20 protein-coding genes are annotated in these 24,895 nt (G+C 73.4%); 13 read left to right on the top strand and 7 right to left on the bottom strand.

Features of this window, described 5'->3' with window-relative positions:
• Nucleotides 1-31: 31 nt before the first annotated feature.
• Complete coding sequence (locus AB0E19_RS26300; protein ID WP_362184652.1) at nt 32-1,702, bottom strand: fumarate hydratase; 1,671 nt, start codon at nt 1,700-1,702, stop codon at nt 32-34.
• A 384-nt stretch (nt 1,703-2,086) separates the two neighbouring features.
• On the opposite strand from AB0E19_RS26300, the gene AB0E19_RS26305 reads away from it, so the two are divergent.
• Complete coding sequence (locus tag AB0E19_RS26305; protein ID WP_362184672.1) at nt 2,087-2,821, top strand: DUF1707 domain-containing protein; 735 nt, start codon at nt 2,087-2,089, stop codon at nt 2,819-2,821.
• Between the two features lie 167 nt (nt 2,822-2,988).
• On the top strand, nt 2,989-3,360 hold the full coding sequence (locus AB0E19_RS26310) for a WhiB family transcriptional regulator (protein ID WP_362184653.1): 372 nt from the start codon (nt 2,989-2,991) through the stop codon (nt 3,358-3,360).
• Between the two features lie 139 nt (nt 3,361-3,499).
• On the opposite strand, the gene glpX is transcribed toward AB0E19_RS26310, so the two are convergent.
• Nucleotides 3,500-4,531 carry a class II fructose-bisphosphatase gene (gene glpX / locus AB0E19_RS26315; RefSeq protein WP_362184654.1) on the bottom strand — a complete coding sequence of 344 codons (1,032 nt, stop codon included), beginning with the start codon at nt 4,529-4,531 and terminating at the stop codon, nt 3,500-3,502.
• Between the two features lie 126 nt (nt 4,532-4,657).
• Here glpX and AB0E19_RS26320 point away from each other — a divergent pair, with 126 nt between their 5' ends.
• Nucleotides 4,658-5,182 carry a DUF4245 domain-containing protein gene (locus tag AB0E19_RS26320; RefSeq protein ID WP_362184655.1) on the top strand — a complete coding sequence of 175 codons (525 nt, stop codon included), beginning with the start codon at nt 4,658-4,660 and terminating at the stop codon, nt 5,180-5,182.
• A 72-nt stretch (nt 5,183-5,254) separates the two neighbouring features.
• Here AB0E19_RS26320 and AB0E19_RS26325 read toward each other — a convergent pair whose 3' ends face one another.
• The 4 genes from AB0E19_RS26325 to AB0E19_RS26340 form a co-directional block, all read right to left on the bottom strand.
• On the bottom strand, nt 5,255-5,845 hold the full coding sequence (locus AB0E19_RS26325; protein ID WP_360605861.1) for a malonic semialdehyde reductase: 591 nt from the start codon (nt 5,843-5,845) through the stop codon (nt 5,255-5,257).
• A gap of 225 nt (nt 5,846-6,070) precedes the next feature.
• Nucleotides 6,071-6,304 carry an exodeoxyribonuclease VII small subunit gene (locus AB0E19_RS26330; protein ID WP_169087280.1) on the bottom strand — a complete coding sequence of 78 codons (234 nt, stop codon included), beginning with the start codon at nt 6,302-6,304 and terminating at the stop codon, nt 6,071-6,073.
• Nucleotides 6,305-6,354: 50 nt separating this feature from the next.
• Nucleotides 6,355-7,560 (bottom strand): exodeoxyribonuclease VII large subunit, encoded by a 1,206-nt coding sequence (xseA, locus tag AB0E19_RS26335; protein ID WP_362184656.1) that lies wholly within the window; start codon nt 7,558-7,560, stop codon nt 6,355-6,357.
• A gap of 31 nt (nt 7,561-7,591) precedes the next feature.
• Entirely contained in the window at nt 7,592-9,004 is a 1,413-nt protein-coding gene (locus tag AB0E19_RS26340; protein ID WP_362184657.1) for an APC family permease, read from the bottom strand.
• Between the two features lie 95 nt (nt 9,005-9,099).
• Here AB0E19_RS26340 and AB0E19_RS26345 point away from each other — a divergent pair, with 95 nt between their 5' ends.
• Entirely contained in the window at nt 9,100-10,101 is a 1,002-nt protein-coding gene (locus AB0E19_RS26345) for a 4-hydroxy-3-methylbut-2-enyl diphosphate reductase (RefSeq protein ID WP_362184658.1), read from the top strand.
• A gap of 29 nt (nt 10,102-10,130) precedes the next feature.
• On the top strand, nt 10,131-10,889 hold the full coding sequence (ppgK, locus tag AB0E19_RS26350; RefSeq protein ID WP_362184659.1) for a polyphosphate--glucose phosphotransferase: 759 nt from the start codon (nt 10,131-10,133) through the stop codon (nt 10,887-10,889).
• Nucleotides 10,890-10,924: 35 nt separating this feature from the next.
• On the opposite strand, the gene AB0E19_RS26355 is transcribed toward ppgK, so the two are convergent.
• Entirely contained in the window at nt 10,925-11,485 is a 561-nt protein-coding gene (locus AB0E19_RS26355; RefSeq protein ID WP_362184673.1) for a DUF6542 domain-containing protein, read from the bottom strand.
• A gap of 381 nt (nt 11,486-11,866) precedes the next feature.
• Here AB0E19_RS26355 and ychF point away from each other — a divergent pair, with 381 nt between their 5' ends.
• From ychF to AB0E19_RS26395, 8 genes are all read left to right on the top strand, one after another.
• Nucleotides 11,867-12,955, top strand: a complete 1,089-nt coding sequence (ychF, locus tag AB0E19_RS26360) for a redox-regulated ATPase YchF (protein ID WP_362184660.1) — start codon at nt 11,867-11,869, stop codon at nt 12,953-12,955.
• A 188-nt stretch (nt 12,956-13,143) separates the two neighbouring features.
• Nucleotides 13,144-13,548 (top strand): SseB family protein, encoded by a 405-nt coding sequence (locus AB0E19_RS26365; RefSeq protein ID WP_362184661.1) that lies wholly within the window; start codon nt 13,144-13,146, stop codon nt 13,546-13,548.
• Nucleotides 13,545-14,183 carry a hypothetical protein gene (locus tag AB0E19_RS26370; RefSeq protein ID WP_362184674.1) on the top strand — a complete coding sequence of 213 codons (639 nt, stop codon included), beginning with the start codon at nt 13,545-13,547 and terminating at the stop codon, nt 14,181-14,183. The genes AB0E19_RS26365 and AB0E19_RS26370 overlap by 4 nt, the downstream gene beginning before the upstream one ends.
• A gap of 3 nt (nt 14,184-14,186) precedes the next feature.
• Complete coding sequence (locus tag AB0E19_RS26375) at nt 14,187-18,866, top strand: putative T7SS-secreted protein (RefSeq protein WP_362184662.1); 4,680 nt, start codon at nt 14,187-14,189, stop codon at nt 18,864-18,866.
• Between the two features lie 4 nt (nt 18,867-18,870).
• Nucleotides 18,871-19,269, top strand: a complete 399-nt coding sequence (locus AB0E19_RS26380) for an Imm7 family immunity protein (RefSeq protein ID WP_362184663.1) — start codon at nt 18,871-18,873, stop codon at nt 19,267-19,269.
• A 131-nt stretch (nt 19,270-19,400) separates the two neighbouring features.
• On the top strand, nt 19,401-22,079 hold the full coding sequence (locus AB0E19_RS26385; protein WP_362184664.1) for a BTAD domain-containing putative transcriptional regulator: 2,679 nt from the start codon (nt 19,401-19,403) through the stop codon (nt 22,077-22,079).
• A gap of 113 nt (nt 22,080-22,192) precedes the next feature.
• Nucleotides 22,193-22,936, top strand: coding sequence for a DUF4232 domain-containing protein (locus AB0E19_RS26390; RefSeq protein ID WP_362184665.1), 744 nt, complete (start codon nt 22,193-22,195; stop codon nt 22,934-22,936).
• A gap of 398 nt (nt 22,937-23,334) precedes the next feature.
• Nucleotides 23,335-24,895, top strand: a 1,561-nt coding sequence (locus tag AB0E19_RS26395) for a S8 family serine peptidase (RefSeq protein WP_362184666.1), incomplete at its 3' end; no start/stop codon positions are given.

Below are 24,895 nucleotides of genomic sequence, written 5' to 3' on the forward strand. Positions count from 1 at the left end.
CGGACCGGGGGCGCCGAAGTGCTACCCGGGGTTACGACAGTTGGGAGCCCTGACGCACCGGGATGTGGGTGAACGTCGGCTCCGGCGCAGGGTTCTGGAAGAAGTCGTTGCCCTTGTCGTCGACGACGACGAACGCCGGGAAGTCCTCGACCTCGATCTTCCAGACGGCCTCCATGCCGTCCTCCTCGTTGTCCAGGACCTCGATCTTCTTGATGCAGTCCTGGGCGAGACGGGCGGCCGGGCCGCCGATGGAGCCGAGGTAGAAGCCGCCGTGCGTGCCGCACGCGTCCGTGACCTGCTGCGAGCGGTTGCCCTTGGCGAGCATCACCATCGAGCCGCCCGCCGCCTGGAACTGCTCCACGTACGAGTCCATGCGGCCGGCCGTCGTCGGGCCGAAGGACCCGGAGGCGTACCCCTCGGGGGTCTTCGCCGGGCCCGCGTAGTAGACCGGGTGGTCCTTCAGGTACTGCGGCATCTCCTCGCCGGCGTCGAGCCGCGCCTTGATCCTGGCGTGCGCGATGTCGCGGGCGACGACCAGCGGGCCGGTCAGCGAGAGACGGGTCTTGACCGGGTGCTTGGTCAGCTCGGCCAGGACCTCGTCCATCGGCCGGCTGAGGTCGATCTTCACGACGTCGCCGGCGTCCAGGTGGGTGTCCTCGGTCTCCGGCAGGAAGCGCGCCGGGTCCGTCTCCAGCTGCTCCAGGAAGACGCCCTCGGCGGTGATCTTCGCGACGGCCTGGCGGTCGGCCGAGCAGGAGACGGCGATCGCGACGGGCAGCGAGGCGCCGTGCCGGGGGAGGCGGACCACGCGCACGTCGTGGCAGAAGTACTTGCCGCCGAACTGCGCGCCGATGCCGATCTTCTGCGTCAGCTCGAAGACCTTCTCCTCCAGCTCCTTGTCCCGGAAGCCGTGGCCGGTGGCGGCGTCGCCCTCGGTCGGCAGCTCGTCCAGGTAGTGCGCGGAGGCGTACTTCGCGGTCTTCAGCGCGAACTCGGCGGAGGTGCCGCCGACCACGATCGCCAGGTGGTACGGCGGGCAGGCGGCCGTGCCCAGCGAACGGATCTTCTCCTCCAGGAACTTCATCATGGACGCCTCGTTGAGGACGGCCTTCGTCTCCTGGTAGAGGAAGGACTTGTTGGCCGAGCCGCCGCCCTTGGCCATGAAGAGGAACTTGTACGCGCCGCCGTCGGTCGCGTACAGCTCGATCTGCGCGGGCAGGTTCGAGCCGGTGTTCTTCTCCTCCCACATGGTGATCGGGGCCATCTGCGAGTAGCGGAGGTTGAGCTTGGTGTACGCGTCGTAGATGCCCTTCGACAGGGCCTCCTCGTCGCGGCCCCGGGTCAGCACGTTCTGCCCGCGCTTGCCCATGACGATCGCGGTGCCGGTGTCCTGGCACATGGGGAGCACGCCGGCGGCGGCGATGTTCGCGTTCTTCAGGAGGTCGAGCGCGACGAACTTGTCGTTGCCCGACGCCTCCGGGTCGTCGATGATCTTCCGCAGCTGGGCCAGGTGGGCCGGGCGCAGGAAGTGCTGGATGTCGTGGATGGCCTCGGCGGCCAGCTTGCGCAGCGCCTCCGGCTCGACCTTGAGGAACGTACGGCCGTCGGCCTCGACGGTGGAGACGCCCTCGGCGGTCACCAGACGGTAGGGCGTGGTGTCCTCTCCCACGGGGAGCAGATCGGAGTACGCAAACTCTGGCATGACGGCAGCCATTCCTCACTCGGCAGACAGCAGCGCGCCGCCTCCGTTGGCGGCCGCGCCCTCCAGCGTAGAACGCGGGCACGGCACCGATCCTGTGAGGTAAGGCTCACCCGGGGCCGGGAACGCGCCGAAGTGGAGTCTTCCGCCCCGGGGAGGCCCGCCGACAGGGTTTCCGCGGAGGGGCGATCCGTTCTCGGCATGTCGCGTCCCCTAGGGGAGAGATGGGGGACGGGATCCCTGGTCGCGATCTATCGCGTGTGCCAGGGTGGAGACGTGGACCTCGAAAAGCAGCCCGACCCCGCGCGGCCGTCCGACCCTGCGCAGCCCCCCGCCGCCCCGGAAGCCCCCGCCGCCCCGACCCCTCCCGCGCCGCCCGCCGCCCCGGTGGCTCCCGACGCTCCCGTCCCTCCGGTCGCGCCCGCTGCTCCCGTCCCTCCCGTCGCGCCCGCTGCTCCCGCCGCTCCCGCCCCGCCCGCGTACGCCGATCCCCAGGGATCCCTGCGGGCTTCCGACGCCGACCGGGACCGGGTCGCGGACATCCTCGCGGAGGCGCTCGCGCAGGGGAGGCTCGACGCGGAGGAGCACGCGGAGCGGGTCGAGGCGGTCTACCGGGCCAAGACCGTGGGCGAGCTGGAGCCGATCGTGCGGGACCTGCCGGCCGCCGACGGCGGCCCGGCCGGCGCGCGGCCCGAGCCGGCCCCGGCCGCCTACGGCCCGGAGGACGCGGAGGGGAACGCGGACCAGCTGTTCGCCGTCTTCTCCAGCACCACCCGCAAGGGCCGCTGGCGGGTCGCCCGCCGCACCAACGCCTTCGCGATCTTCGGGAACGTGGAGATCGACCTGACGGAGGCGATCTTCACCCAGCCCCTCACCACCATCAACGCCACCTCGATCTTCGGGAACATCGAGGTCCGCGTCCCCGAGAACATCAGCCTGCGCGGCTCGGGCGCCGGCATCCTCGGGAACTTCGAGGTCACGACCCTGGAGGGGGTCGACCCGCAGGCGCCGCTGGTCGTCGTCAACGGCTACGCGGTGCTCGGGAACGTGGAGGCGAGACCCAAGCGGGGCAAGTGGGTCACCGACCTCCAGAACAAGGTCCGCAAGCACCTCGGGCACTGACGACCGGTTCGCCGATCACCCATGGGATATCGGCCAGGAAGTGACCGGAATACGTCGCCGGGGCTCCGGACTCCGGATGGGGAGGGCACGCAGTGCATAGGCGCGCGCACAGCGGGTAGGGCTGCTGCATCGCTGCTCGCTCGCGAAGCCGTCGTCAGGAGTAGACCGTGCTGCAACTGCCGTACCAGCCCCTCCAGGTAGCCCCCGTGCCGCCCCAGCGTGCTCCGGCGCGGCAGGACGAGGACGGCCCCTGGCACGCGGAGGCGGTGTGCCGCCGGGACGAGGCAGGACTCTTCTTCGCCCCCTCCAAGGAGCCGACCGCCGCGCGGCTGGCCCGCGAGGAGGCGGCCAAGCAGGTCTGCGCGCGCTGTCCCGTGATGGTCGACTGCCGCGAGCACGCGCTGCTCCAGCCGGAGCCGTACGGCGTCTGGGGCGGGCTCACCGCCGCCGAGCGCCGTGTGGTGCTGGCCCGGCGCCGCCGCCGCGAGGTCGAGCTGCGCAAGGCCGCCGCGGCCGAGCGCGTCGCCCAGGCCGGCTGACGGGCGGACCGCCGGGGCCGGCCGCCCCGGCGCCCCGACCCCTGTCCCGTACCCCGCGATCCGGACCCGTACGGAACGGGAAGGGGCGCCCCCACCGCACATGGGGGCGCCCCTCTTCGCTGCCGTCGCCGGGCCGGTGTCAGTTCGCCCGGTCGAAGTCGATCTGGCTGTAGGCGCGCAGCTTCGCGAGCCGGTGCGTGGAGTCGATCTGGCGGATCGTGCCGGACTTCGAGCGCATGACCAGCGACTGGGTGGTCGCCGTCTCGGAGCGGTAGCGCACACCGCGCAGCAGCTCGCCGTCGGTGATGCCGGTGGCGACGAAGAAGACGTTGTCGCCGCTGACCAGGTCGGTCGTGGTGAGGACCCGGTCCAGGTCGTGGCCCGCGTCGAGCGCCTTCTGGCGCTCGGCCTCGTCCTTCGGCCACAGCTTGCCCTGGATCACACCGCCCAGGCACTTGATGGCACAGGCCGAGATGATGCCCTCGGGCGTGCCGCCGATGCCCATGAGCAGGTCGACGCCGGTGCCCTCGCGGGCGGCCATGATCGAGCCGGCCACGTCGCCGTCGGAGATGAACTTGATGCGGGCGCCGGTCTCCCGGATCTCCTTGACGATGCCCTCGTGGCGGGGGCGGTCCAGGATGACGACGGTGACGTCCTCGGCGTTCATGCCCTTCGCCTTGGCGACCCGGCGGATGTTGACCGAGACGGGCGCGTTGATGTCGACGAAGTCGGCGGCCTCGGGGCCGGTGACCAGCTTGTCCATGTAGAAGACCGCGGACGGGTCGAACATGGAGCCGCGGTCGGCGGCGGCGAGCACGGCGATCGCGTTCGGCATGCCCTTGGCGTTCAGGGTGGTGCCGTCGATCGGGTCCACGGCGATGTCGACCTCGGCGCCGGTGCCGTCGCCGACACGCTCGCCGTTGAAGAGCATCGGCGCCTCGTCCTTCTCGCCCTCGCCGATGACGACGACGCCGTTCATCGAGACGGTCGAGATGAGGGTCCGCATCGCGTTGACCGCGGCGCCGTCCGCGCCGATCTTGTCGCCGCGGCCGACCCAGCGGCCGGCGGCCATGGCGGCGGCCTCGGTCACGCGGACCAGTTCGAGCGCCAGGTTGCGGTCGGGGGCCTCGGGAGAGACCTCGAGCTCGGGGGGCAGGTGGTGCTCGGTCATCGGAGCGCACCTTTCTGTACGACGACGGCCGGAAAAAGGAGGGTGCTGTGACTCTATCGCCAGGTCGACAAATTGAGCAGAGGGGCCCACGTATGAGCGCGGGACCCGGATGCGACCATATGGGGCGTGGCAGCTAAGCGAGGCAGGCAGACGGTACGCGGGATGTTCCAGTCCCTCGGGGTGATCATGGTCGCCGCGGGGGTCATGTATCTCTTCATCCCGCACGACGAGGACGCGGAGCCGGTCAAGGCCAAGGACTACCGCGTCGAGCTGGTCACGGCCCAGCGTGCGGCGCCCTACCCGGTGCTCGCGCCCGAGGGCCTCGGCGAGGACTGGAAGGCGACGGTGGTCTCGTACAAGCGCGAGCAGGGCGACACCTGGCAGCTCGGCTTCCTCTCCCCGGACACGCAGTACGTCTCGGTCAACCAGTCGACCACCGAGCCGAGGAAGTTCGTGCCCAAGGTCACCCACTCGGCCAAGAACACCGGGAAGACGCAGACGGTGGGCGGCCAGGAGTGGCAGCGCTGGGAGGGCCCCAAGTACGACGCGCTGGTGCGCACCGAGGGCGGGGCGACCACGGTCGTGACGGGGACGGCGTCCTTCGACACGCTCGCGGAGATGGCCGGCGCGCTCCGGTCGAAGCAGGTCTGACCCGCCTCCGGACACGGCGAAGCCCCCGGTACCTCTCGGTACCGGGGGCTTCGCCGTACGCGGCGGCCGGGCTCAGACGGTGGTGATGACGTCGTCGTAGGCCAGGCGCGGGGAGCGCGGGAACCAGGCGTCCTCGCCGGGCTTGCCGATGTTGACGACCATCAGCGGGGTGTGGTCGGCGTCCAGGAAGTCCTTCTGGAGGCCGGCGAAGTCCAGGCCGGTCATCGGGCCGGCGGCGAGGCCGGCGGCGCGGACGCCGACGATGAAGTACGCGGCCTGGAGGGCGGCGTTCAGCAGCGCGGAGCCCTCGCGGACCGGGCGCTCGGCGAAGAACATGTCCTTGGCCTGCGGGAAGTGCGGGAGCAGCTCGGGGAGCTCCTCGTGGAACTCGTTGTCGGCGGAGAGGATCGCGACGAGCGGCGCCGTGCGGGTCTTGGCCTGGTTGCCCTCGGCCATGTGCTTCACGAGGCGCTCGCGGGCCTCCTCGGAGCGGACCAGGGTGATGCGCAGCGGGGTCTGGTTGAAGGCGGTGGGGCCGAACTTCACCAGGTCGTAGATCGCCTGGACCTGCTCGTCGGTCACCGGCTCGTCGGTGAACGTGTTGGCGGTGCGGGCCTCACGGAAGAGGAGGTCCTGGGCGGCGGAGTCGAGAACGAGGGACATGCTGCGTACCTTCCGGACTGCAAAGGGGACCGCCCGGCGGTAGATCCGGGCGATGTCACGACAGTACGCCCGTGATTGGTGAAAATTCAACTATCCAATCCGGATAGTGATCCGTTTCACTTCGTCAGTGTAGCCCGGCCCCCGCGGCCCCCGAGCCGTTTTCCCTCGACTTCCTCTCGACCTCTTTCCGCCGCCGTCCGCTGCCCTCCGCTGCGGTCCGCGCGCTCAGTCCTCGGACTCCTCCGCCTCCCGCTCGGCCGCCAGCGAGGCGTCGAGCCGGGCGCGGGCGCCCTCCAGCCAGTGCCGGCAGACCTTCGCCAGCTCCTCGCCGCGCTCCCAGAGCGCCAGCGACTCCTCCAGGGTCGTGCCGCCCGCCTCCAGGCGCCGGACGACCTCGATCAGCTCGTCGCGCGCCTCCTCGTACCCGAGCGCCGCACCCGTCTCCGTACCGCTTGCCATCTCTTCTCCGTCCTCCGTGCCTTCTCGTGTCGTCGTCCCGCGCGGGCCCGTCACACCCGCCGCACCGTGAACTCGCCCTCGGCCACCCGGGCCCGCAGCTCCTCGCCCTCCGCGACCTCGCCGGCCGCGCGGACCACCGCCCCGTCCGCCCGCTGGAGCACCGCGTAGCCGCGCTCCAGGGTCGCGGCGGGGGAGAGCGCCCGCACCCGCGCGCGGGTGTGCGCCAGCTCCGAATCCGCCCGGTCCAGGAGGTGCCCGAGGACCCGCCGGCTCCGCGCCAGGAGGGCGTCCAGCTCGTCCTCCCTGACCTCCACCATCCGCTGCGGGTGCTCCATCACCGGCCGGGCCAGCGCGTGCGCGAGCCCCCGCTCCTCGCGCTCCAGGAGCCCCCGGACCGTCCGCAGCGCGCGGTCGCGGAGCCCGCGCACCCGCTCCAGCTCCTCGCCCACGTCCGGGACGACCTTCTTCGCCGCGTCCGTCGGCGTGGAGGCGCGCAGGTCCGCCACCAGGTCCAGGAGCGGGGAGTCCGGCTCGTGCCCGATCGCGGACACCACCGGCGTCCGGCACGCGGCCACCGCGCGGACCAGCTGCTCGTCCGAGAAGGGCAGCAGGTCCTCGACGCTGCCGCCGCCACGGGCCACCACGATCACGTCCACGTCTTCGTGCGCGTCCAGCTCCCGCACCGCCTGGATCACCTGCGGCACCGCCTTCACGCCCTGCACCGGCACGTTCCGCACCTCGAAGCGGACCGCCGGCCATCTGCGCCGGGCGTTCTCCAGGACGTCCCGCTCGGCCGCCGACGCCCGGCCGCAGACCAGGCCGATCAGCTGCGGCAGGAACGGCAGCGGCTTCTTCCGGTCGAGGGCGAAGAGCCCCTCGGCCGCGAGCCCCCGCTTCAGCTGTTCGAGCCGGGCCAGCAGCTCGCCGATCCCGACCGGCTTGATCTCCACCGCCCGCAGCGACAGCTGCCCGCGCGGCGCGTACCACTCCGGCTTCGCGTGCACGACGACCCGGGCACCCTCCGACACGACGTCGGCCACCGCGTCGAAGACCTGCCGGTAGCAGGTCACCCCGATGGAGATGTCGTACGAGGGATCCCGCAGCGTCAGGAAGACGACCCCGGCGCCGGGGCGCCGCGAGAGCTGCGTGATCTGCCCCTCGACCCAGATCGCCCCCAGCCGGTCGATCCACCCCCCGATCATGCGGGAGACCTCACCGACGGGAAGCGGCGCCTCGGCGGACGTAGTCAGACCCATGCACCGAGCGTAACGGCGCCCTCCGACAACGTCACCGCCGCGTCGGCCCCGACCGCCCCGACCCCGGGCCGGCGCCCCCGGCCGGCCCGCGCCCCGCCCCCTGGACCGCGAGGACCACGAACCCCACGCCCAGCCAGATCACGCCCACCACCTGGGCCTCCACCGACGCCTCCACGATCACCGCGATCAGGATCGCCGCGCCGAGGACGGGCAGGACCACATGGCGCAGCCAGTGCGGCGGGCCCTCCGCGCGCTGGACCGCGAACCAGCCGACCACGCTCGCGTGCAGCAGCACGAAGGCGGTCAGCGCGCCGACGTCGACCACCGACACCAGGTGGTCCAGGCCGTCGTCCCGGCGGGCCGCCCACAGCGCCGCGATCATCGTCACCGTCGCCGACACCAGGAGCGCCACCCGGGGCACCCCCGAGTCGGTGCGCGCCAGCGCGTGCGGCAGCCGCCCCTCGCGGCCCATCGCGAAGAGCAGCCGCCCGCCCGCCGCCTGCCCGGCCAGCGCCGCGAACGCCGCGCCGATCGCCTTCGACACCGCGACCAGATCGTGCAGCCAGCCGCCCACCGAGACGTCCACGGCGTCGTAGAAGGCCGAGCCCTGCTTCGCCGGATCGGCCGCGAGCTCCGCCGAGGAGACCGGTTCGAGGAGCGCCACCAGCCAGGTCTGGGCGACGAAGAGGACGCCCGCGAGCAGCAGGCACAGGAGCAGCGCCCGCGCCACCTTCGCCGAGCCGCCGGTGACCTCCTCCGCGAAGGCCGCGATCGCGTCGAAGCCCAGGTACGACAGGACCGCCACCGACACCGCGCCGACCACCGCCGCGAGCGAGAAGGTCCCGTCGCCGGTCAGCGGCGACCACCAGTCGCGCTGCGCCCCGTCCCGGGCGAGCACGACGAGCGCCGACACCACGAAGACCAGCAGCACCACGATCTCCATCGCGAGCACCGCGAAGCCGACCCGGGCGGCGGCCCGCACCCCCCACAGGTTCAGCAGGGTGGTCACCACGACCGCGATCCCGGTCCACACCCACCGGTGCACCTCCGGCACCAGCGCCTCCATCGCGATCCCCGCGAAGAGGTACGCGACGGCCGGGATCAGCAGGTAGTCGAGCATGGCCATCCAGCCGGCCACGAAACCGGGCCCCTCGCCGAGCCCCTTGCGGGCGTACGCGAAGACCGAGCCGGCCTGCGGGGCGACCCGGACCATCTGCGCGTAGCTGAAGGCCGTGAACGCCATGGCCACCGTCGCCACGACGTACACCAGTGCGACGGCGCCGTGCGACTTCGCGTCGAGCGTGCCGAAGACGCCGACCGGCGCCATCGGCGCGATGAACAGCAGCCCGTACACGACCAGGTCGCGGAAGCCGAGCGTCCGCCGTAGCCCCGTGTGGTCCGGCCGCCCGCCCGGCTCCCCGTCCACCTGCGCGTTCTCAGCCATGGCGCCAGTTTCGGCCACGCCCCCGCCCGGACCGCTCACCGACGCGCGCGGCCGCCCGCCGGTGCGCGCCGGGCGTCCACCGGCCCGGCCTTACGATGGGACACATGACTGCAACGCCCGCGACCAACCGCCCGAAGCGTGTCCTGCTCGCCGCTCCCCGCGGCTACTGCGCGGGCGTGGACCGTGCCGTGATCGCCGTCGAGAAGGCCCTGGAGCAGTACGGGGCCCCCGTCTACGTGCGCCACGAGATCGTCCACAACAAGTACGTGGTCCAGACCCTGGAGCGGAAGGGCGCGATCTTCGTCGACCAGGCCACCGAGGTCCCGCCGGGCAACATCGTGATGTTCTCCGCGCACGGCGTCGCCCCGACCGTCCACGAGGAGGCCCGTCAGGGCCGCCTCGCGACGATCGACGCGACCTGCCCGCTGGTCACCAAGGTCCACAAGGAGGCCATCCGGTACGCCAAGGAGGACTTCGACATCCTCCTCATCGGCCACGAGGGCCACGAGGAGGTCATCGGCACCTCCGGCGAGGCCCCCGACCACATCCAGCTGGTCGACGGCCCCGAGGACGTCGCCAACGTCGAGGTCCGCGACCCCTCGCGGGTCGTCTGGCTCTCCCAGACCACCCTCTCCGTCGACGAGACGATGGAGACGGTCGACGCGCTCAAGGACAAGTTCCCGCAGCTGGTCTCCCCGCCGTCGGACGACATCTGCTACGCCACGCAGAACCGCCAGACCGCGATCAAGGAGCTGGCCGGCCAGGCCGAGCTCGTCATCGTCGTCGGCTCCAGGAACTCCTCGAACTCGATCCGCATGGTCGAGGTCGCCAAGCAGGCCGGCGTCCCCGCCGCCTACCTCGTCGACTTCGCCAGCGAGATCGACGAGGCCTGGCTGGAGGGCGTCACCTCGGTCGGCCTCTCCTCCGGCGCCTCCGTCCCCGACGTGCTGGTCCAGGAGGTCCTGGAGTGGCTGGCACAGCGCGGCTACGCCGACGTGGAGCTGGTCAAGACCGCCGACGAGCACCTCACCTTCTCGCTCCCCAAGGAGCTCCGCCGCGACCTGCGCGCCGAGGCCGCCGCACTCGTCGAGGAGTAGGACCCGGCCCGCCCGGTTAGCTTGGGTCCATGAACGTCTTCGGAGTGGACATCGGCGGCTCGGGCATCAAGGGCGCCCCCGTGGACCTGGAGCGCGGCGCCCTCGCCGAGGAGCGGTACAAGGTCCTCACCCCGCAGCCCGCGACACCGAGCGATGTCGCGGGCCGCGTCGCGGAGGTCGTGGGGCACTTCGGCTGGACCGGCCCCATCGGCGTCACCTTCCCGGGCGTCGTCACCGGCAGCACGATCCGCACCGCCGCCAACGTGGACACCTCCTGGATCGGCACCGACGCCGGCGCGCTCATCGGCGAGGCCGTCGGCGGCCTCCCCGTCACCGTCCTCAACGACGCCGACGCCGCCGGCGTCGCCGAGATGACCTACGGCGCGGGCCGGGGCCGCACCGGCACCGTCATCCTGCTCACCCTCGGCACCGGCATCGGCTCCGCCGTCTTCACCGGCGGCCGCCTCGTCCCCAACACCGAGCTCGGCCACCTGGAGCTCAAGGGCCACGACGCCGAGAAGCGCGCCTCCTCCAAGGCGCGCGAGGACGAGGAGCTGAGCTGGGAGCACTGGGCCGGCAAGCGGCTCCGCAAGTACCTCGCCCACGTGGAGATGCTCTTCTCCCCGGAGCTGTTCATCCTCGGCGGCGGCGTGAGCCGCAAGGCCGACAGGTTCCTCCCGTACCTGGACGGCATCCGTGCCGAGATCGTCCCGGCCGAGCTGAGGAACGACGCGGGGATCGTCGGCGCCGCGATGACCGCGAGCACGACGGCCCCGGCCTCCCGGTAGGACCCCGGCCTCCCTCCCGGGAGGGAGGGACACGGCTACGGGGTCGGCCGCCGGTCCCGCCCGGGAGCCTGAGCGCCCCGCGCGGGGGCCTGGCCCCCGCCCCGTACGGAAGCCTGGCCTCCGTCCCGTACGGGCCCGGCGGCGCCCGTGCGCGGCGCCCGTTCGCCCCGTGCCGGGCCGGACGGACCCGCGGGCGCCGGGCGGCCCCGGCGGCGGCCCATGTCGCGCACCTTCCGGACGCTCGCGATGACGCCGGCGATCAGCGTGCCCCCGTACAGCCAGCCGGCGTGCACCGCGAGCGCGGTGACCACGGCCATGGCCTGGCCGCCGAAGCCGCCGGTGCCGCCCGCGATCGGCACGACGCCGACGGCGAAGGCGATCGGGACGGCGATCGGCGCGGTCACCAGGTCGGCGGGGCGCACCCACAGCGCGGTGAGCGCGCTCACCGGCAGGAACAGCAGGCCGAACGCCAGCGGCGAGCCGTCCAGGACCAGCCAGTCCAGGAACCCGACGACCAGCATCGCCGCCGCGGCGAAGAGCCCCGCGCCGAGCCCGGTCAGCCGGGGCGAGGGCAGCCGCCGCAGCGCCTGGACCACGGGCGGCGCGGGCCGCCGCGCCGCCGGGGCGCCGACCCGGTAGACGGTGGCCGCCCCGGCACCGGGCCCGGCTCCGGCCCCCTCCACCTCCACGAGCGCGCCGGGCGGCGTGAGGGGGGTCTGCGGCCGTCGGCGGCCTGGCGGCTGACTTGTCCTGTGCTGCTCCACCTCACCAACGTAGGTCGGGACGCGCCGGGAGGGGCCCGGGACACGCCCTTCGGGTGACCTTGGGGCCACAGTTCGACCGATCCCGACCGTACGTGGCCGGGACGCGGCCCGGGCCACGGTCCCGCCGGACGGCGAGGGCCCGCGCCGGGCCCCCGTAAACTGGGGGATCGACCCTCCGTCCGCCCCCCATCCGCATCTAGGGAAGTCGCCACCGTGTCGCTCACGATCGGAATCGTCGGCCTGCCGAATGTCGGCAAGTCGACCCTGTTCAACGCCCTGACCAAGAACGACGTGCTGGCGGCCAACTACCCGTTCGCCACGATCGAGCCGAACGTCGGCGTCGTCGGCGTCCCCGACCCGCGCCTGCAGCGGCTCGCCGACATCTTCGGCTCGCAGCGCCTGCTCCCCGCCACCGTCGACTTCGTCGACATCGCCGGCATCGTGCGCGGCGCGAGCGAGGGTGAGGGCCTGGGCAACAAGTTCCTGGCGAACATCCGCGAGTCCGACGCGATCTGCCAGGTCATCCGCGCCTTCAAGGACGAGAACGTCGTCCACGTCGACGGCAAGGTCTCGCCCAAGGACGACATCGAGACGATCAACACCGAGCTGATCCTCGCCGACCTCCAGACCATCGAGAAGGTCCTCCCGCGCCTCCAGAAGGAGATGCGGATCAAGAAGGACACGGCGCCCAAGGTCGCCGCCGTCGAGGCCGCCCAGGCGATCCTGGAGAAGGGCGACACCCTCTTCTCCCAGGGCATCGTCCAGGGCTCGGAGAAGGCGGAGCTCCTCCACGACCTCCACCTCCTCACCACCAAGCCCTTCCTCTACGTCTTCAACGTCGACGAGGACGAGCTCACGGACGACGCCTTCAAGGCCGAGCAGAGCGCCCTCGTCGCCCCGGCCGAGGCGATCTTCCTCAACGCCAAGCTGGAGCAGGACCTCGCCGAGCTCGACGAGGAGGACGCCATGGAGCTCCTCCAGTCCGTCGGCGCCGAGGAGCCCGGCCTCGCCACCCTCGCCCGCGTCGGCTTCGACACCCTCGGCCTCCAGACCTACCTGACGGCCGGCCCCAAGGAGTCCCGCGCCTGGACGATCAAGAAGGGCGCCACGGCCCCCGAGGCGGCCGGTGTCATCCACACCGACTTCCAGAAGGGCTTCATCAAGGCCGAGGTCATCTCCTTCGCCGACCTCGTGGAGGCCGGCTCGGTCGCCGACGCCCGCGCCAAGGGCAAGGCCCGCATGGAGGGCAAGGAGTACGTCATGCAGGACGGCGACGTCGTGGAGTTCCGCTTCAACGTCTAGCGGTCGTCCGCGTACGCGGCAGGAGGGGTCCGGTTCCCAGGGGGTGCCGGGCCCCTTCGGTGTTTCCGGGGTTCCCGGGTTCCGTGCGGGCGGGGAACCGTGAGGTGTGGGCGGGGCGTGTTCGGGGAAGGCGCGTGAGCGTCGTCCGGGTGGACGGGCCGGGTTCGGGCTTCGGGGGAGGCAACGGAATGGGTGAGGGAAGCGCGCTCGCCGGGCGGATCGCCGAGCGGCGGGCCGGGGCGGGTGATCCGCGGGCGCTGCTCGGGGAGCTGAGGCGGGCCAGGCTGCTCGTGCCGGTGGAGCGGGGCGGCCTGTGGACGGGGCACTTCGGCGGGGTGCGCTGGGTGTTCGCGTTCACCGGCGAGGAGGCCCTCGCGCGGTTCGCGCGGGAGGCCGGGGACCCGGGGCGGAGCTGGGAGTTCGCCGAACTGCTCGGGGCCCGGCTGCTCGACGAGGTGGTGCCGGCGATGGGCGTGCCCGCCGGGCTCGCCGTCGACGTCGCGGACCCGGACGGGTCCATGCTCTTCCCGCCGGCCGAGGGCATCGTCCCGGACGCGGCGGCCGTCGAGGGGACCGCGGGGGGTGACGTCTGATGGGTGACGGGGCGAAGGACCTCGGGATCGACCAGTACACCGTCCGGCGGCTCACCCAGGGCATCCGGAACGCGGTCGGCGAGCTGAAGGAGATCGGGACGGGCACCGGGGCGGTGCTCGGCAAGGGCTTCTCCGAGCTGGCCATGACCGGCATGGAGGCCGGGCACCACGGGCTGTCCACGGACTTCGAGGACTTCTGCGAGCGGTGGGAGTGGGGGGTCAGGGCGCAGGTCCAGGACGCCAACGCCATCGCGGCGAAGCTCGGCCTGGCCGCGGGCGTGCTGTGGGAGGAGGACCAGTACGTCGAGAGCTCGCTGAAGTTCGGCGTGAACGCGATCGCCGGCGGCAGCCCCTACGCCTCCGAGGAGGACATCGCCAAGCAGGACTGGGGCGACGTCTTCACCCCGGACGCGCTGAACCCGGACTGGAGCCGCGAGTCCTGGGACCGGGCCGGCGACGACATGGCCCAGACCTGGAAGGACACCGGGCGCTCGCTGCTCACCGAGGGGCAGGGCGGGGAGCGGTCGCGGAGGCTCAACGACCTCCTCGGCGTCGACCAGGAGCAGTTCGACCGGGCCGTCGACGACACCTTCGGGCCGTCGCCCGAGGAGCGCGCCCGGAACGGGGGGAACTGACGCATGGGCATCGGGGACTTCGTCAGCGACATCACGCCGGACGTCGTCGAGGACGCCGTCGAGGACGGCGTCGAATGGGCCGGGAACCGCGTCGAGGACGTCGGGAACTGGACCGCGGACCGGCTCGACGACGTCGGCTGGGAGTCCGGCGCCGACTGGGTGCGCGAGCAGTCCCGCTCGCTCGCGAACCGGATGGGCGCCGAGGTCGACGAGATGGACCTCGGACAGACCGAGGACAAGACCAAGCTGATCTACGGCTCGCCCGGCAAGCTCCGCTCCACCGCCGCCCACCTGCGGGACTTCTCGGCCGCCTTCAACGACGTCGGCCTCGGGCTCGAAGGGCTCGACTCCGACTCCCTCCAGGGACAGGCGGCCGACGCCTTCCGCCGGACGGTGAAGCTGGAGCCGCCCAGGTGGTTCAAGGGCGCGGACGCCTTCGAGGAGGCGGCGAAGGCGCTGGAGTCGTTCGAGTCGACGGTCACCTGGGCGCAGGGCCGCGCCCAGGTCGCGATCGACACCTGGAAGGCGGGCACGAAGGCGTCGGAGGACGCCCTGGACGCCCACAAGAAGAAGGTCGACGGCTTCAACGACGCAGTCGACACGTACAACGCGACGCCCGCGGACAAGCGCGACCCCGCCACCCTGCCGCCCCGGCCCGGGGAGTTCTCCGACCCCGGCAAGGAGCGGATGAAGGAGGCGCAGGACATCCTCGCCGAGGCCCGCCGGCAGCGGAACTCCGCCGCCGAGGCCGCCCGGTCGGCGGTGCGCAAGGCCCGGGACGCGGCTCCGCCCAAGCCGTCGTACGGCGAGCAGCTGAAGGACGGGCTCGACGAGCTCGAACTGATGAGGACCCACTTCGCCATGGGCGCGGTCAAGGGCACCGCCGGCATCGTGAACTTCGTCCGGGGCGTCAACCCGCTGGACCCGTACAACATCACGCACCCGGCCGAGTACGTCACCAACCTCAACAGCACCGCCGCCGGACTCGTCCGGGTCGCCAACGACCCCTGGGGCACCGGCAAGCAGATGCTGGACGACTTCATGAAGGACCCGGCGGAGGGGCTCGGCACCCTGGTGCCGGACGCGATCCTCACCGTCGCGACGGGCGGCGCCGGCGCCGGCGTCAAGGGCGTGCGGCTCGCCGACGACCTCGCGGACGCCGCCAAGGCCCGGCGCGCCGACGACCTCAGGGAGACCGTCCGCAGGCCCGACGGCAAGCGGTGCGGGCGCGAGCCCGTCGACTTCGCGACCGGCCGCATGTTCCTGCCGCAGGAGGACGTGCTGCTGCCGGGCAGCCTGCCGCTGGTGTTCCGCCGCGACTTCGAGTCCTCCTACCGGGCCGGCCGCTGGTTCGGGGACAGCTGGTCGTCCACGATCGACCAGCGGCTGACCGTCGACCCCATCGGCGTCGTCCTGCACGGCGAGGACAACCTCCTCGTCCCCTACCCGCACCCCGCCCCCGGCGCCCCGGTGCTCCCCGAGGCGGGGCCGCGGTGGCCGCTGGAGCGGCACGCGGACGGCAGCTACACGCTCACCGAACCGGAGACCGGCACCGTCCGGCACTTCCTGGCCCCGGCCGGGGCCGAGCCGGGCGGCGACGGCACCGCGCCGCTCGGGGAGATCGCCGACCGCCACGGGCGCACCATCACCGCCGAGTACGACGAGCAGGGCGCCCCGCTCGCCCTCGTCCACTCCGGCGGCTACCGCGTCGACTTCACCACCGAGAACCGCCGGATCACCTCGCTCGCCGTCGGCGGCACCGAGGTCGTCCGGTACGGATACGACGAGGAGGGCCGCCTCACCGGGGTCACCGGGTCCGGTGGCGTCCCGACCCGGTTCGCGTACGACCCCGAGGACCGGATCGTCTCCTGGACCGACACCAACGGCTCGCGCTACGACTTCGTCTACGACGAACGGGACCGGTGCGTCTCCCAGTCCGGCGCCGAGGGGCACCTGCGCTCGGAGTTCCACTACGGCGACCCGCACCCCGGCACCGGCCTGTCCACCACCACGGTCACCGACTCCCTCGGCCACACCTGGCGCTACGCGGTCAACCGCCACCTCCAGGTCGTCGCCGAGACCTGGCCCACCGGCGCGACCGTCCGCTTCGCCTACGACCGCGACGACCGGCTGCTGTCCCGCACCGACCCGGGCGCGGACGGCGGGCCCGGCGCCCGCACCGCGTTCCGCTGGGACGAGAAGGGCCGGCTCGTCGAGACGGTCCACCCCGACGGCGGCGTCCGGACGGCCGCCCACGACGACGCCGGCCGCCCCGTCGAACTGGTCCTGCCGGGCGGGCAGCGCTGGCGGCAGGAGTTCGACGAGCACGGCGACCGGATCGCCGTCACCAACCCGGCCGGGCGCACCACCCGCTACACCCACGACGCGCGCGGCCACCTCACCTCGGTCACCGACCCCCTCGGCGCCACCACCCTGATGCGCCACGACGCCGCGGGCATGCTCCTGGAGCAGACGGCCCCGGACGGCGGCACCACCACCTACGTGCGGGACGCCTTCGGCCGGATCACCGCCCGCACCGAGCCCTCCGGCGGCACCGCCCACTACGTCTGGACGCCCGAGGGCCGCCTCGCGCGGTTCACCGGACCCGACGGCGCCGTGGAGTCGTGGACCTACGACGGCGAGGGCAACTGCCTGACCCACACCGACCCCCAGGGCCGCACCACGGCCTTCGAGTACACCCACTTCGACCTGCTGGCCGCCCGCACCGACCCCGACGGCGCCCGCCACGAGTTCACCCACGACACCGAGCTGCGCCTCACCGAGGTCCGCAACCCCCTGGGCCTGCGCTGGAGTTACTCCTACGACCAGGTCGGCCACCTGGTCGCCGAGACCGACTTCGACGGCCGCACCGTCGGCTACGACGTCGACCCGCTCGGACGCGTGCTGACCCGGACCGGCCCGCTCGGGGCGGCCGTCCGCTACGAGCGGGACGCGCTCGGCCGGGTCGTCCGCAAGGACGCCGGCGGCTCCGTGACGACGTACGAGTACGACCCCGCGGGACGGCTGCTGCGGGCCGTCGGACCCGACGCGGAGCTGACGTACGCCTACGACCGCCGGGGCCGCGTCAAGACCGAACTGACCGACGGGCAGGCGCTGTCGTTCTCCTACGACGCGGCCGGGCGCCGCACCCGGCGCGTCACCCCGGGCGGCCACGTCACGACGTACACCCACGACGCCGCGGGCCGGTCGGCCGCGCTGACCGCCGCGGGCCGCGCCGTCGTCTTCACCCGGGACGCCGCGGGGCGCGAACTCGGCCGCACCGTGGGGGAGTCGCTGACGCTGACGTCCGACTGGGACGCGGCCGGCCGGCTCACCGCCCAGGAGCTCGCGCGCGGCGGCCGGCGGCTGAACCTGCGGACGTACGCGTACCGCGAGGACGGCCATCTCGTCGCCTCGGAGGACACCCTGCGCGGCCCGCGCCGCTACGACCTGGACACGACCGGACGGGTCACCGCCGTCACCGCGGACGGCTGGAGCGAGTCCTACGCCTACGACGGCGGCGGCCACACCGTCTCCGCCGGCTGGCCGGACCGCCTCGCCGCCGGCGACGCCCGCGGCGGGCGCGCGTACACCGGCACCCGGGTGACCGAGGCCGGCGCCAACCGGTACGCGTACGACGACGCCGGCCGGCTGGTCCGCCGGACGAAGACCCGGCTGTCGCGCAAGCCCGACGTGTGGACGTACGCCTACGACGCCGAGGACCGGCTCACCGGGGTCACCACCCCGGACGGCACCCGCTGGCGCTACCGGTACGACCCGCTCGGCCGGCGCGTCGCCAAGGAGCGGCTGGCCGCCGACGGCGTGACGGTGGCCGAGCGCACCCGCTTCGTCTGGGACGGCCCGCTGCTCGCCGAGCAGACCACCGAGCCGTCCGCCGCGCTGCCCCACCCCACCACGCTGAGCTGGGACCACGAGGGCCTCACCCCGGTCGCCCAGACCGAGCGGCTGCACGACGCGGCCACCCGGCGGGAGATCGACGCGCGGTTCTTCGCCGTCGCCACCGACCTCATCGGCACCCCGACCGAACTCGTCGACGAGACCGGACACATCGCCTGGCAGAGCCGCACCACCCTGTGGGGCGTCACGACGTGGAACGCCGACGCGTCCGCGTACACCCCGCTGCGCTTCCCCGGCCAGTACTACGACCCCGAGACCGGCCTCCACTACAACCACCACCGCTACTACGACCCGCGGACCGCCCGCTACACCACCCCCGACCCGCTCGGCCTCGCCCCCGCGCCCGACCCGGCCGGCTACGTGCGCAACCCGCTGCGGTTCAGCGACCCGCTGGGGCTCGCCCCCTACGAGGACAACGGCGGCCTCGGCGACCTCATCGAGGTCACCAAGCCCGACGCCGACGCGGACAAGCTCGCCGAGAAGCTGGGCGGCGAGCCCCGCAGACGCTTCGCCAACGACCCCGACGGCCGCGAGTTCGACGCCATCAGCGACGAGTACGTGGCCCAGGCCAAGCCCGCGGACTTCACGCTGAACAAGAAGTTCCGCAAACAGGCGCAGGCCACCTTCGAGGCGGCGCTGCAGAGCGGCCGCACGCCGTACTTCCAGTTCGACGGACCGCCCGGTCCCGGCGTGGTCGATAAGCTCCAGGAGTACGGGCGACGGTACGGCGTCGAGCCGGTGATCGACACGACTCCGCTGGAGTGAGGGCATGTACGAGTTCCATGGCTGGTTCGGCATCTCCGAGGACCCGTACGAGGACGACCTGCCCTCGCTGCGGGCCGGCGTCGAGGAACTGCGCGCCCGGATCGACGCCGTCGACTGGTCCTCCAGCTGCCGGGTCACCCTCGACGTCCTCAACGGCCTGCCCGTCGTCACCGCCGCCGGGCAGACCAACCACCTCGGCCGGGAGGCCGCCGAGCTGGACGCGCTGGTGACGTACATCGCCCGCCGCTTCCCCGGCTCGTGGGGCCTGCTCCACGACCGCTCCGACGAGGGCGACATCCCCAACGCCGACAACGCCTTCCGGGTGCGCGTCCTGCGCCGGGGCCTCGTCGAGGAGCGCCTCGACCCGTTCCTGTCGCCGTGCAATCCGGTGATCGAGGACTGAACCCCGGGCCCCGCCGCCCGCCGGTTTCGGCCGAATACCGGTTCCGTGGTGGGATCGATGCAGGTCGGGGGCGCGGAGCCGCGTATCCTCGGCTGCCGGGGGCAGCGGGGGAATCGGACGCGGAGGTACGGGTGGAGTTCCGGCTGCTCGGATCCGTCGCGGTCGTGACGGAGGGCGGCGACGTCGCCCCGGGACCGGCCAAGCGGACCAGCCTGCTGGCCGCGCTGCTGCTGCGCCCCAACACGGCCGTGAACGTGACCGGGCTGATGGACGCGCTGTGGGAGGACGAGCCTCCGACCCACGCCAAGACGGTGCTCCAGGGGCACGTCTCCCGGCTGCGGTCGCTGCTCGCCGCGCACGGCGCCGAGGCGTACGGCGTGGAGCTCACCACACAGGGCTCCGCCTATCTGCTGCGGATGCCCGAATCGCTGGTCGACGCCCACCGGTTCGAGGAACTGGTGGGGCTCGCGGGCGCGCAGCGGAACGCCGCCGACACCGTACGGATGCTGCGCGAGGCACTGTCGTACTGGCAGGGGCCCGCGCTCACCGGCACCGTCCCGAGCGGACCCCTGGAGGCCGCCGCCACCGCCCTGGAGGAGCTTCGGCTCTCCTCCGTGGAGGCGCTGGCGGAGGCGTACGGGACGCTGGGCGAGCACGGCCGGGCCGCCGCCGTCCTGCGGACCGAGGCCGTCGCGCACCCGCTGCGCGAGTCGCTGGCCGCCGCGCTCATGACGGCCCTCGCCCGCGCCGGGCGCCGCTCCGACGCCCTCGACTGGTACCACCGCACCCGCCGGCTGCTCGCCGAGGAGCTGGGCGTGGACCCGGGCGCCGCGCTCGCCGACACGTACACGGAGCTGCTGCGGGACGCGGGGGCGGTCCTCGTCCCGGCGCCCGCCCCGGCCCCCGGCCCGCCGCCGGCCGAGCCGCCGGTGCCCGAGCCCGCCCCGGTACCGGAACTGCTGCCCAGGGCCCCGCGCGGCTTCACCGGGCGGGAGGCCGAGGCCGGGCAGCTCGACCGGGCGGCCGGCGGCGGCGACGGGCCGGTCTGCCTGGTCACCGGGCCCGCCGGGGTCGGCAAGACCGCCTTCGCCGTGGACTGGGCGCACCGGCGGCGGACCGCCTTCCCCGACGGGCGGCTCTTCGCCGACCTGCGCGGCTTCAGCGACACCCCGGCGCCCGAGACCGGGGTGGTGCTCCGCGAGTTCCTGCTCGCGCTCGGCGTGCCGCAGCAGCGGGTGCCGGAGACGGCGGTGGGGCGCGGGGCGCTCTTCCGCAGCCTCACCGCGGGCCGCCGGATGCTCGTCGTCCTCGACAACGCCCGCTCCTCGGAGCAGGTCAGGCCGCTGCTGCCGGGCGGTGACGGCTGCGTGACCGTGGTGACCAGCCGGGACCGGCTCGGCGGGCTCATCGCCTCCGACGCCGCCCGGCCCGTGCCGCTGCGGCAGCTGCCGACGGCCGCCGCGACCGCCCTCCTCGCGACCGTGCTCGGGGAGGACCGGGTCACCGCCGAGCCGGAGGCCGCCGAGCGGCTCGCCCGACTCTGCGACGGGCTGCCGCTCGCCCTGCGGGTGACGGCCGCCCGGCTCGCCGAACGCCCGGGCCGCTCGCTCGTCGCGATGGTCGGCGAACTCGCCTGCGAGCAGGGGCGGCTCGCGCTCCTCGACGTCGAGGACGTCGGCGTCTCGGCCGCGCTGCGGCTCACCGTGCAGCAGCTCCCCGAGTCCGCCGCCCGCGCCTTCCGCGCCCTCGGTCTGCACACCGGCTCCGACCTGGACCACTTCGCCGCCGCCGCGCTCACCGGCACCACCCCCGCCCGGGCCGCCGCCGACCTCGAACGGCTCGCCGCCGCCCACCTCCTCACCGAGGCGGTGCCCGGCCGCTGGACCCCGCACGACCTCGTACGCCTCTACGCCCGCGGCCTCGCCCCGCAGGCCGACCAGGAGGGGCTGCGCCGCCTCCTCGACCACTACCTGTACGCGGGCCTCGCCGCCGACGCCGCCGCCGAACCCGGCTCCCAGCCCTGCTACGCCCTGCCCGCCGACGCGCGCAGGCCCGCCGCGGTCCCGGAGTTCGAGGGCCGCGCCGCCGCCCTCGACTGGTACGTCGCCGAACGCCCCGCACTGGAGGGGGCCGTGGCCGCCTCCGCCGCCCTCGGCCTGCACGACCGGGCCTGGCGGCTGGCGCTCGTGGCCTGGCCGCTGATGCTGATGCGGCTCCAGGACGGCTGGACCCCGCTCCTGGAGGCCGGGCTCGCCTCCGCCGAGGCGGCCGGCGACCCCGACGCGCAGTCCCGGACGCGGGCGCTGCTCGGCTGGATCCTCCACGAGGAGGGGCGGGACGCGGAGGCGCTGATCCACCTGGAGCGGGCGCCCGGGCTCGCCGCCCTCGCCGGGGACGCGATCAGCGAGGCCATCGCCGTCGTCAACCACGCGGCCGTCCTCGACGCCACCGGGGAGTACGGCCGGGCCCGTGTGCTGATGGCGCGGGCGGTCGCGCTCGCCGACCGGACCGGACACCCCTCCACCCAGGTCCTCGCCCTCCAGCACCTCGCCGGGCACTGCCTGCGGGCGGGGGAGTACGAGCAGGCGCTGGCGCACGTGCTTCGCGCGGGGGAACTCGTCGCGCCCGACGCGGTCGTCGTCCAGGCCCAGCTGCGGATCGTGCGGGGCGAGGCGCTGGCCGGCATCGGACGGGTCGAGGAGGCCGCCCACCAGCTGGAACGTGCCGCCGCCGATGCCGAGGCGGCCGGCTTCCCGGAGGGTTCGGCGCGGGCGGCGGAGCGCCTCGCGCGCCTCGCGGCGGGGCGTTAGCGGCGGGCGTTAGCCGTACGCAAGCGGGACGGCAGTGCGCGACGGGAGGGTGGACACCGCACCACCGACCGCTCGACGCGACACGCTTCACCGAACACGGGGGAAACACCGACATGCGTACCACCACCGGCAGGACCACCGGCAGGACCGCCCTTCTCGTCGCCGCCGTCGCGGCCGTCTCGCTCGGCCTGACGGCCTGCGGCGGTGACGACGGCGCGAAGGACGCGGGCAGCGCGACGACCACGACCGGCGCACCGGCGGCGACCGGGACCACGGGCACCGGCGGGGCGACGGAGAGCGCGGCGCCCGCCGGTTCGTCCGGCTCCTCGACCGACGCCTCCGCCGGCTCCTCCGCGGCTCCCGCCGCCGGGAAGGGGACGGCGGGCGCCACCGCGCAGGGCACCCCGGCCGCCGCCGACGCCAAGGCCCCGGTCTGTGCCCACGGCGACGTCAGGATCACCGCGAAGAAGGCCGACGAGGTGCCCACCGAGCACATCGTCCTCACCGCCACCAACACCTCGGCCCGCGCCTGCCGCCTCCTCGAGTACCCGCTCCTCGCCTTCGGCGAGATCCAGACGGCCAAGGACGTGCCGGCGGTCCCGTCGAGCAAGCCGGCCGCCCCGGTGGTCCTGGAGCCGGGCGCGCCCGCGTACGCCAACGTGCGGGTCGCCAATGGCGGGGTCCACGAGGACAACAAGGTGGTGAAGGAGTTCAACGTGAACCTCTTCGCGGCCGACGGCCCGGCCGAGGGCAGCGTCGTCGTGGCCGCCCCGGCGGGCGGACTCGCCGTCGGCGAGGCCGTGGCGAAGACCGGGTACTGGACGCACGAACTCCGCAACGGCGCCGACGACTTCTGACCGGCCCGCGGCGCACCGCGGACGACGGGCCCGTCTCCCGGGGGATCGGGGACGGGCCCGTTCCCCGTGTGCCGGCTGTGTCGGCACGATGAATTCCCGTGGTTTTCGCGGGGGTCGGCGGATGGCGGACGGGCCGGGGAGGTTCGCAGGTGGGGGCCGGGGAGCGGTCCTCCGGAGGCTACTGATCGGTCATGTCGGGGCTGTGGCACGGGAGTTGCCGTGCCGTGAGTCCTCTTGCGGGATTCCTATGGATCGGTCAATCTTTCGGCGACGGCAGGGCGGCCGGGGCCGGGAGGTCCCGCGTCGGACCGGAGACGGTCTTGTCATGTCCCTGTCGTGAGTGAAGGTCACTCGGCTCCCTCCCCACGGGAGCACCCCCCACGAGGAGGACACCTCACATGGCAGTGATGCGCGCATCGCGTCGCCGGATCAGCACCGCCGCGGCCATAGCCGTCGCGGCGCTGGCCCTCGGTTCGCTCTCCGCCCTTCCCGCCACGGCCGCGCCGGCCGCCGCGGAGGGCGTCATCGAGAACGCCGGGGCCGAAGGCACCATCCCGGGCAGCTACATCGTGACCCTCGAAGAGTCCGCCCCGGCCGAGACCGCCGAGGGCCGCGCGGTGCCCGGCAAGTTCGGCGCCAAGATCAAGCGCACGTACACCTCGGCGGTGAACGGCTACGCGATCGAGGTCTCCGAGGCGCAGGCGAAGAAGCTCGCCGCCGACCCGGCCGTGAAGTCCGTCGTCCAGAACCGCGTCTTCACGATCGACGGCACCCAGCCCTCCCCGCCGTCCTGGGGCCTGGACCGGATCGACCAGAAGGCCCTCCCGCTGAACCAGAGCTACACCTACCCGGACACCGCGGGCCAGGGCGTCACGGCGTACATCATCGACACCGGCGTCCGCATCAGCCACAGCGACTTCGGCGGCCGCGCCTCCAACGGCTACGACGCCATCGACAACGACAACACCGCCCAGGACGGCCACGGCCACGGCACCCACGTCGCCGGCACGGTCGCGGGCTCCTCCTACGGCGTCGCCAAGAAGGCGAAGATCGTCGGCGTCCGCGTCCTCGACAACAACGGCTCCGGCACCACCGACCAGGTCGTCGCCGGCATCGACTGGGTGACGCAGAACGCCGTCAAGCCGGCCGTCGCCAACATGAGCCTCGGCGGCGGCGTCGACACCGTCCTCGACCAGGCCGTCCGCAACTCCATCGCGGCCGGCATCACCTACGCGGTCGCGGCGGGCAACGACAGCTCCAACGCCTCGAACTACTCCCCGGCGCGCGTCACCGAGGCGATCACGGTCGGCTCCACGACCAGCACCGACGCCCGCTCCAGCTTCTCCAACTACGGCAGCGTCCTGGACATCTTCGCCCCGGGCTCCTCCATCAAGTCGTCCTGGAACACCAGCGACACCGCCACCAACACCATCTCCGGCACCTCGATGGCCACCCCCCACGTGGCCGGCGCCGCCGCCGTCTACCTCGCCGACAACCCGACCTCCACCCCGGCGCAGGTCTCCACGGCCCTCACCACCGCCGCCACCCCGAACGTCGTCACCAGCCCCGGCACCGGCTCCCCGAACAAGCTGCTCTTCGTCGGCGGCGGCGGCACCACCCCGCCGCCCGGGCCGAAGTTCGAGAACACCGCCGACTTCGCCATCGCCGACAACGCGACCGTCGAGTCCCCGGTCACCGTCAGCGGCGTCTCCGGCAACGCCCCCTCGGCCCTCCAGGTCCCGGTGAACATCGTCCACACCTACATCGGCGACCTCCAGGTCCAGCTGATCGCCCCCGACGGCAGCGCCTACACGCTCAAGGCCTTCGGCACCGGCGGCAGCGCCGACAACATCAACACCACCTACACCGTGAACGCCTCCTCCGAGGTCGCCAACGGCACGTGGAAGCTCCGCGTGACGGACAACGCCAACGCCGACACCGGCAAGATCGACTCCTGGG

The sequence above is a fragment of the Streptomyces sp. NPDC047974 genome (genome assembly GCF_040653375.1).
GTDB lineage: Bacteria > Actinomycetota > Actinomycetes > Streptomycetales > Streptomycetaceae > Streptomyces.

Excerpts from the sequence above, each read along its gene's own strand:
- AB0E19_RS26375 (WP_362184662.1), top strand. The coding sequence starts at position 14,187 with ATGGGCATCGGGGACTTCGTCAGCGACATCACGCCGGACGTCGTCGAG.
- AB0E19_RS26390 (WP_362184665.1), top strand. The coding sequence starts at position 22,193 with ATGCGTACCACCACCGGCAGGACCACCGGCAGGACCGCCCTTCTCGTC.
- ppgK (WP_362184659.1), top strand. The coding sequence starts at position 10,131 with ATGAACGTCTTCGGAGTGGACATCGGCGGCTCGGGCATCAAGGGCGCC.
- AB0E19_RS26330 (WP_169087280.1), bottom strand. The coding sequence starts at position 6,304 with ATGGCAAGCGGTACGGAGACGGGTGCGGCGCTCGGGTACGAGGAGGCG.
- AB0E19_RS26340 (WP_362184657.1), bottom strand. The coding sequence starts at position 9,004 with ATGGCTGAGAACGCGCAGGTGGACGGGGAGCCGGGCGGGCGGCCGGAC.
- AB0E19_RS26365 (WP_362184661.1), top strand. The coding sequence starts at position 13,144 with ATGGGTGAGGGAAGCGCGCTCGCCGGGCGGATCGCCGAGCGGCGGGCC.
- AB0E19_RS26300 (WP_362184652.1), bottom strand. The coding sequence starts at position 1,702 with ATGCCAGAGTTTGCGTACTCCGATCTGCTCCCCGTGGGAGAGGACACC.
- xseA (WP_362184656.1), bottom strand. The coding sequence starts at position 7,560 with ATGGGTCTGACTACGTCCGCCGAGGCGCCGCTTCCCGTCGGTGAGGTC.
- AB0E19_RS26325 (WP_360605861.1), bottom strand. The coding sequence starts at position 5,845 with ATGTCCCTCGTTCTCGACTCCGCCGCCCAGGACCTCCTCTTCCGTGAG.
- AB0E19_RS26345 (WP_362184658.1), top strand. The coding sequence starts at position 9,100 with ATGGGACACATGACTGCAACGCCCGCGACCAACCGCCCGAAGCGTGTC.
- glpX (WP_362184654.1), bottom strand. The coding sequence starts at position 4,531 with ATGACCGAGCACCACCTGCCCCCCGAGCTCGAGGTCTCTCCCGAGGCC.
- AB0E19_RS26380 (WP_362184663.1), top strand. The coding sequence starts at position 18,871 with ATGTACGAGTTCCATGGCTGGTTCGGCATCTCCGAGGACCCGTACGAG.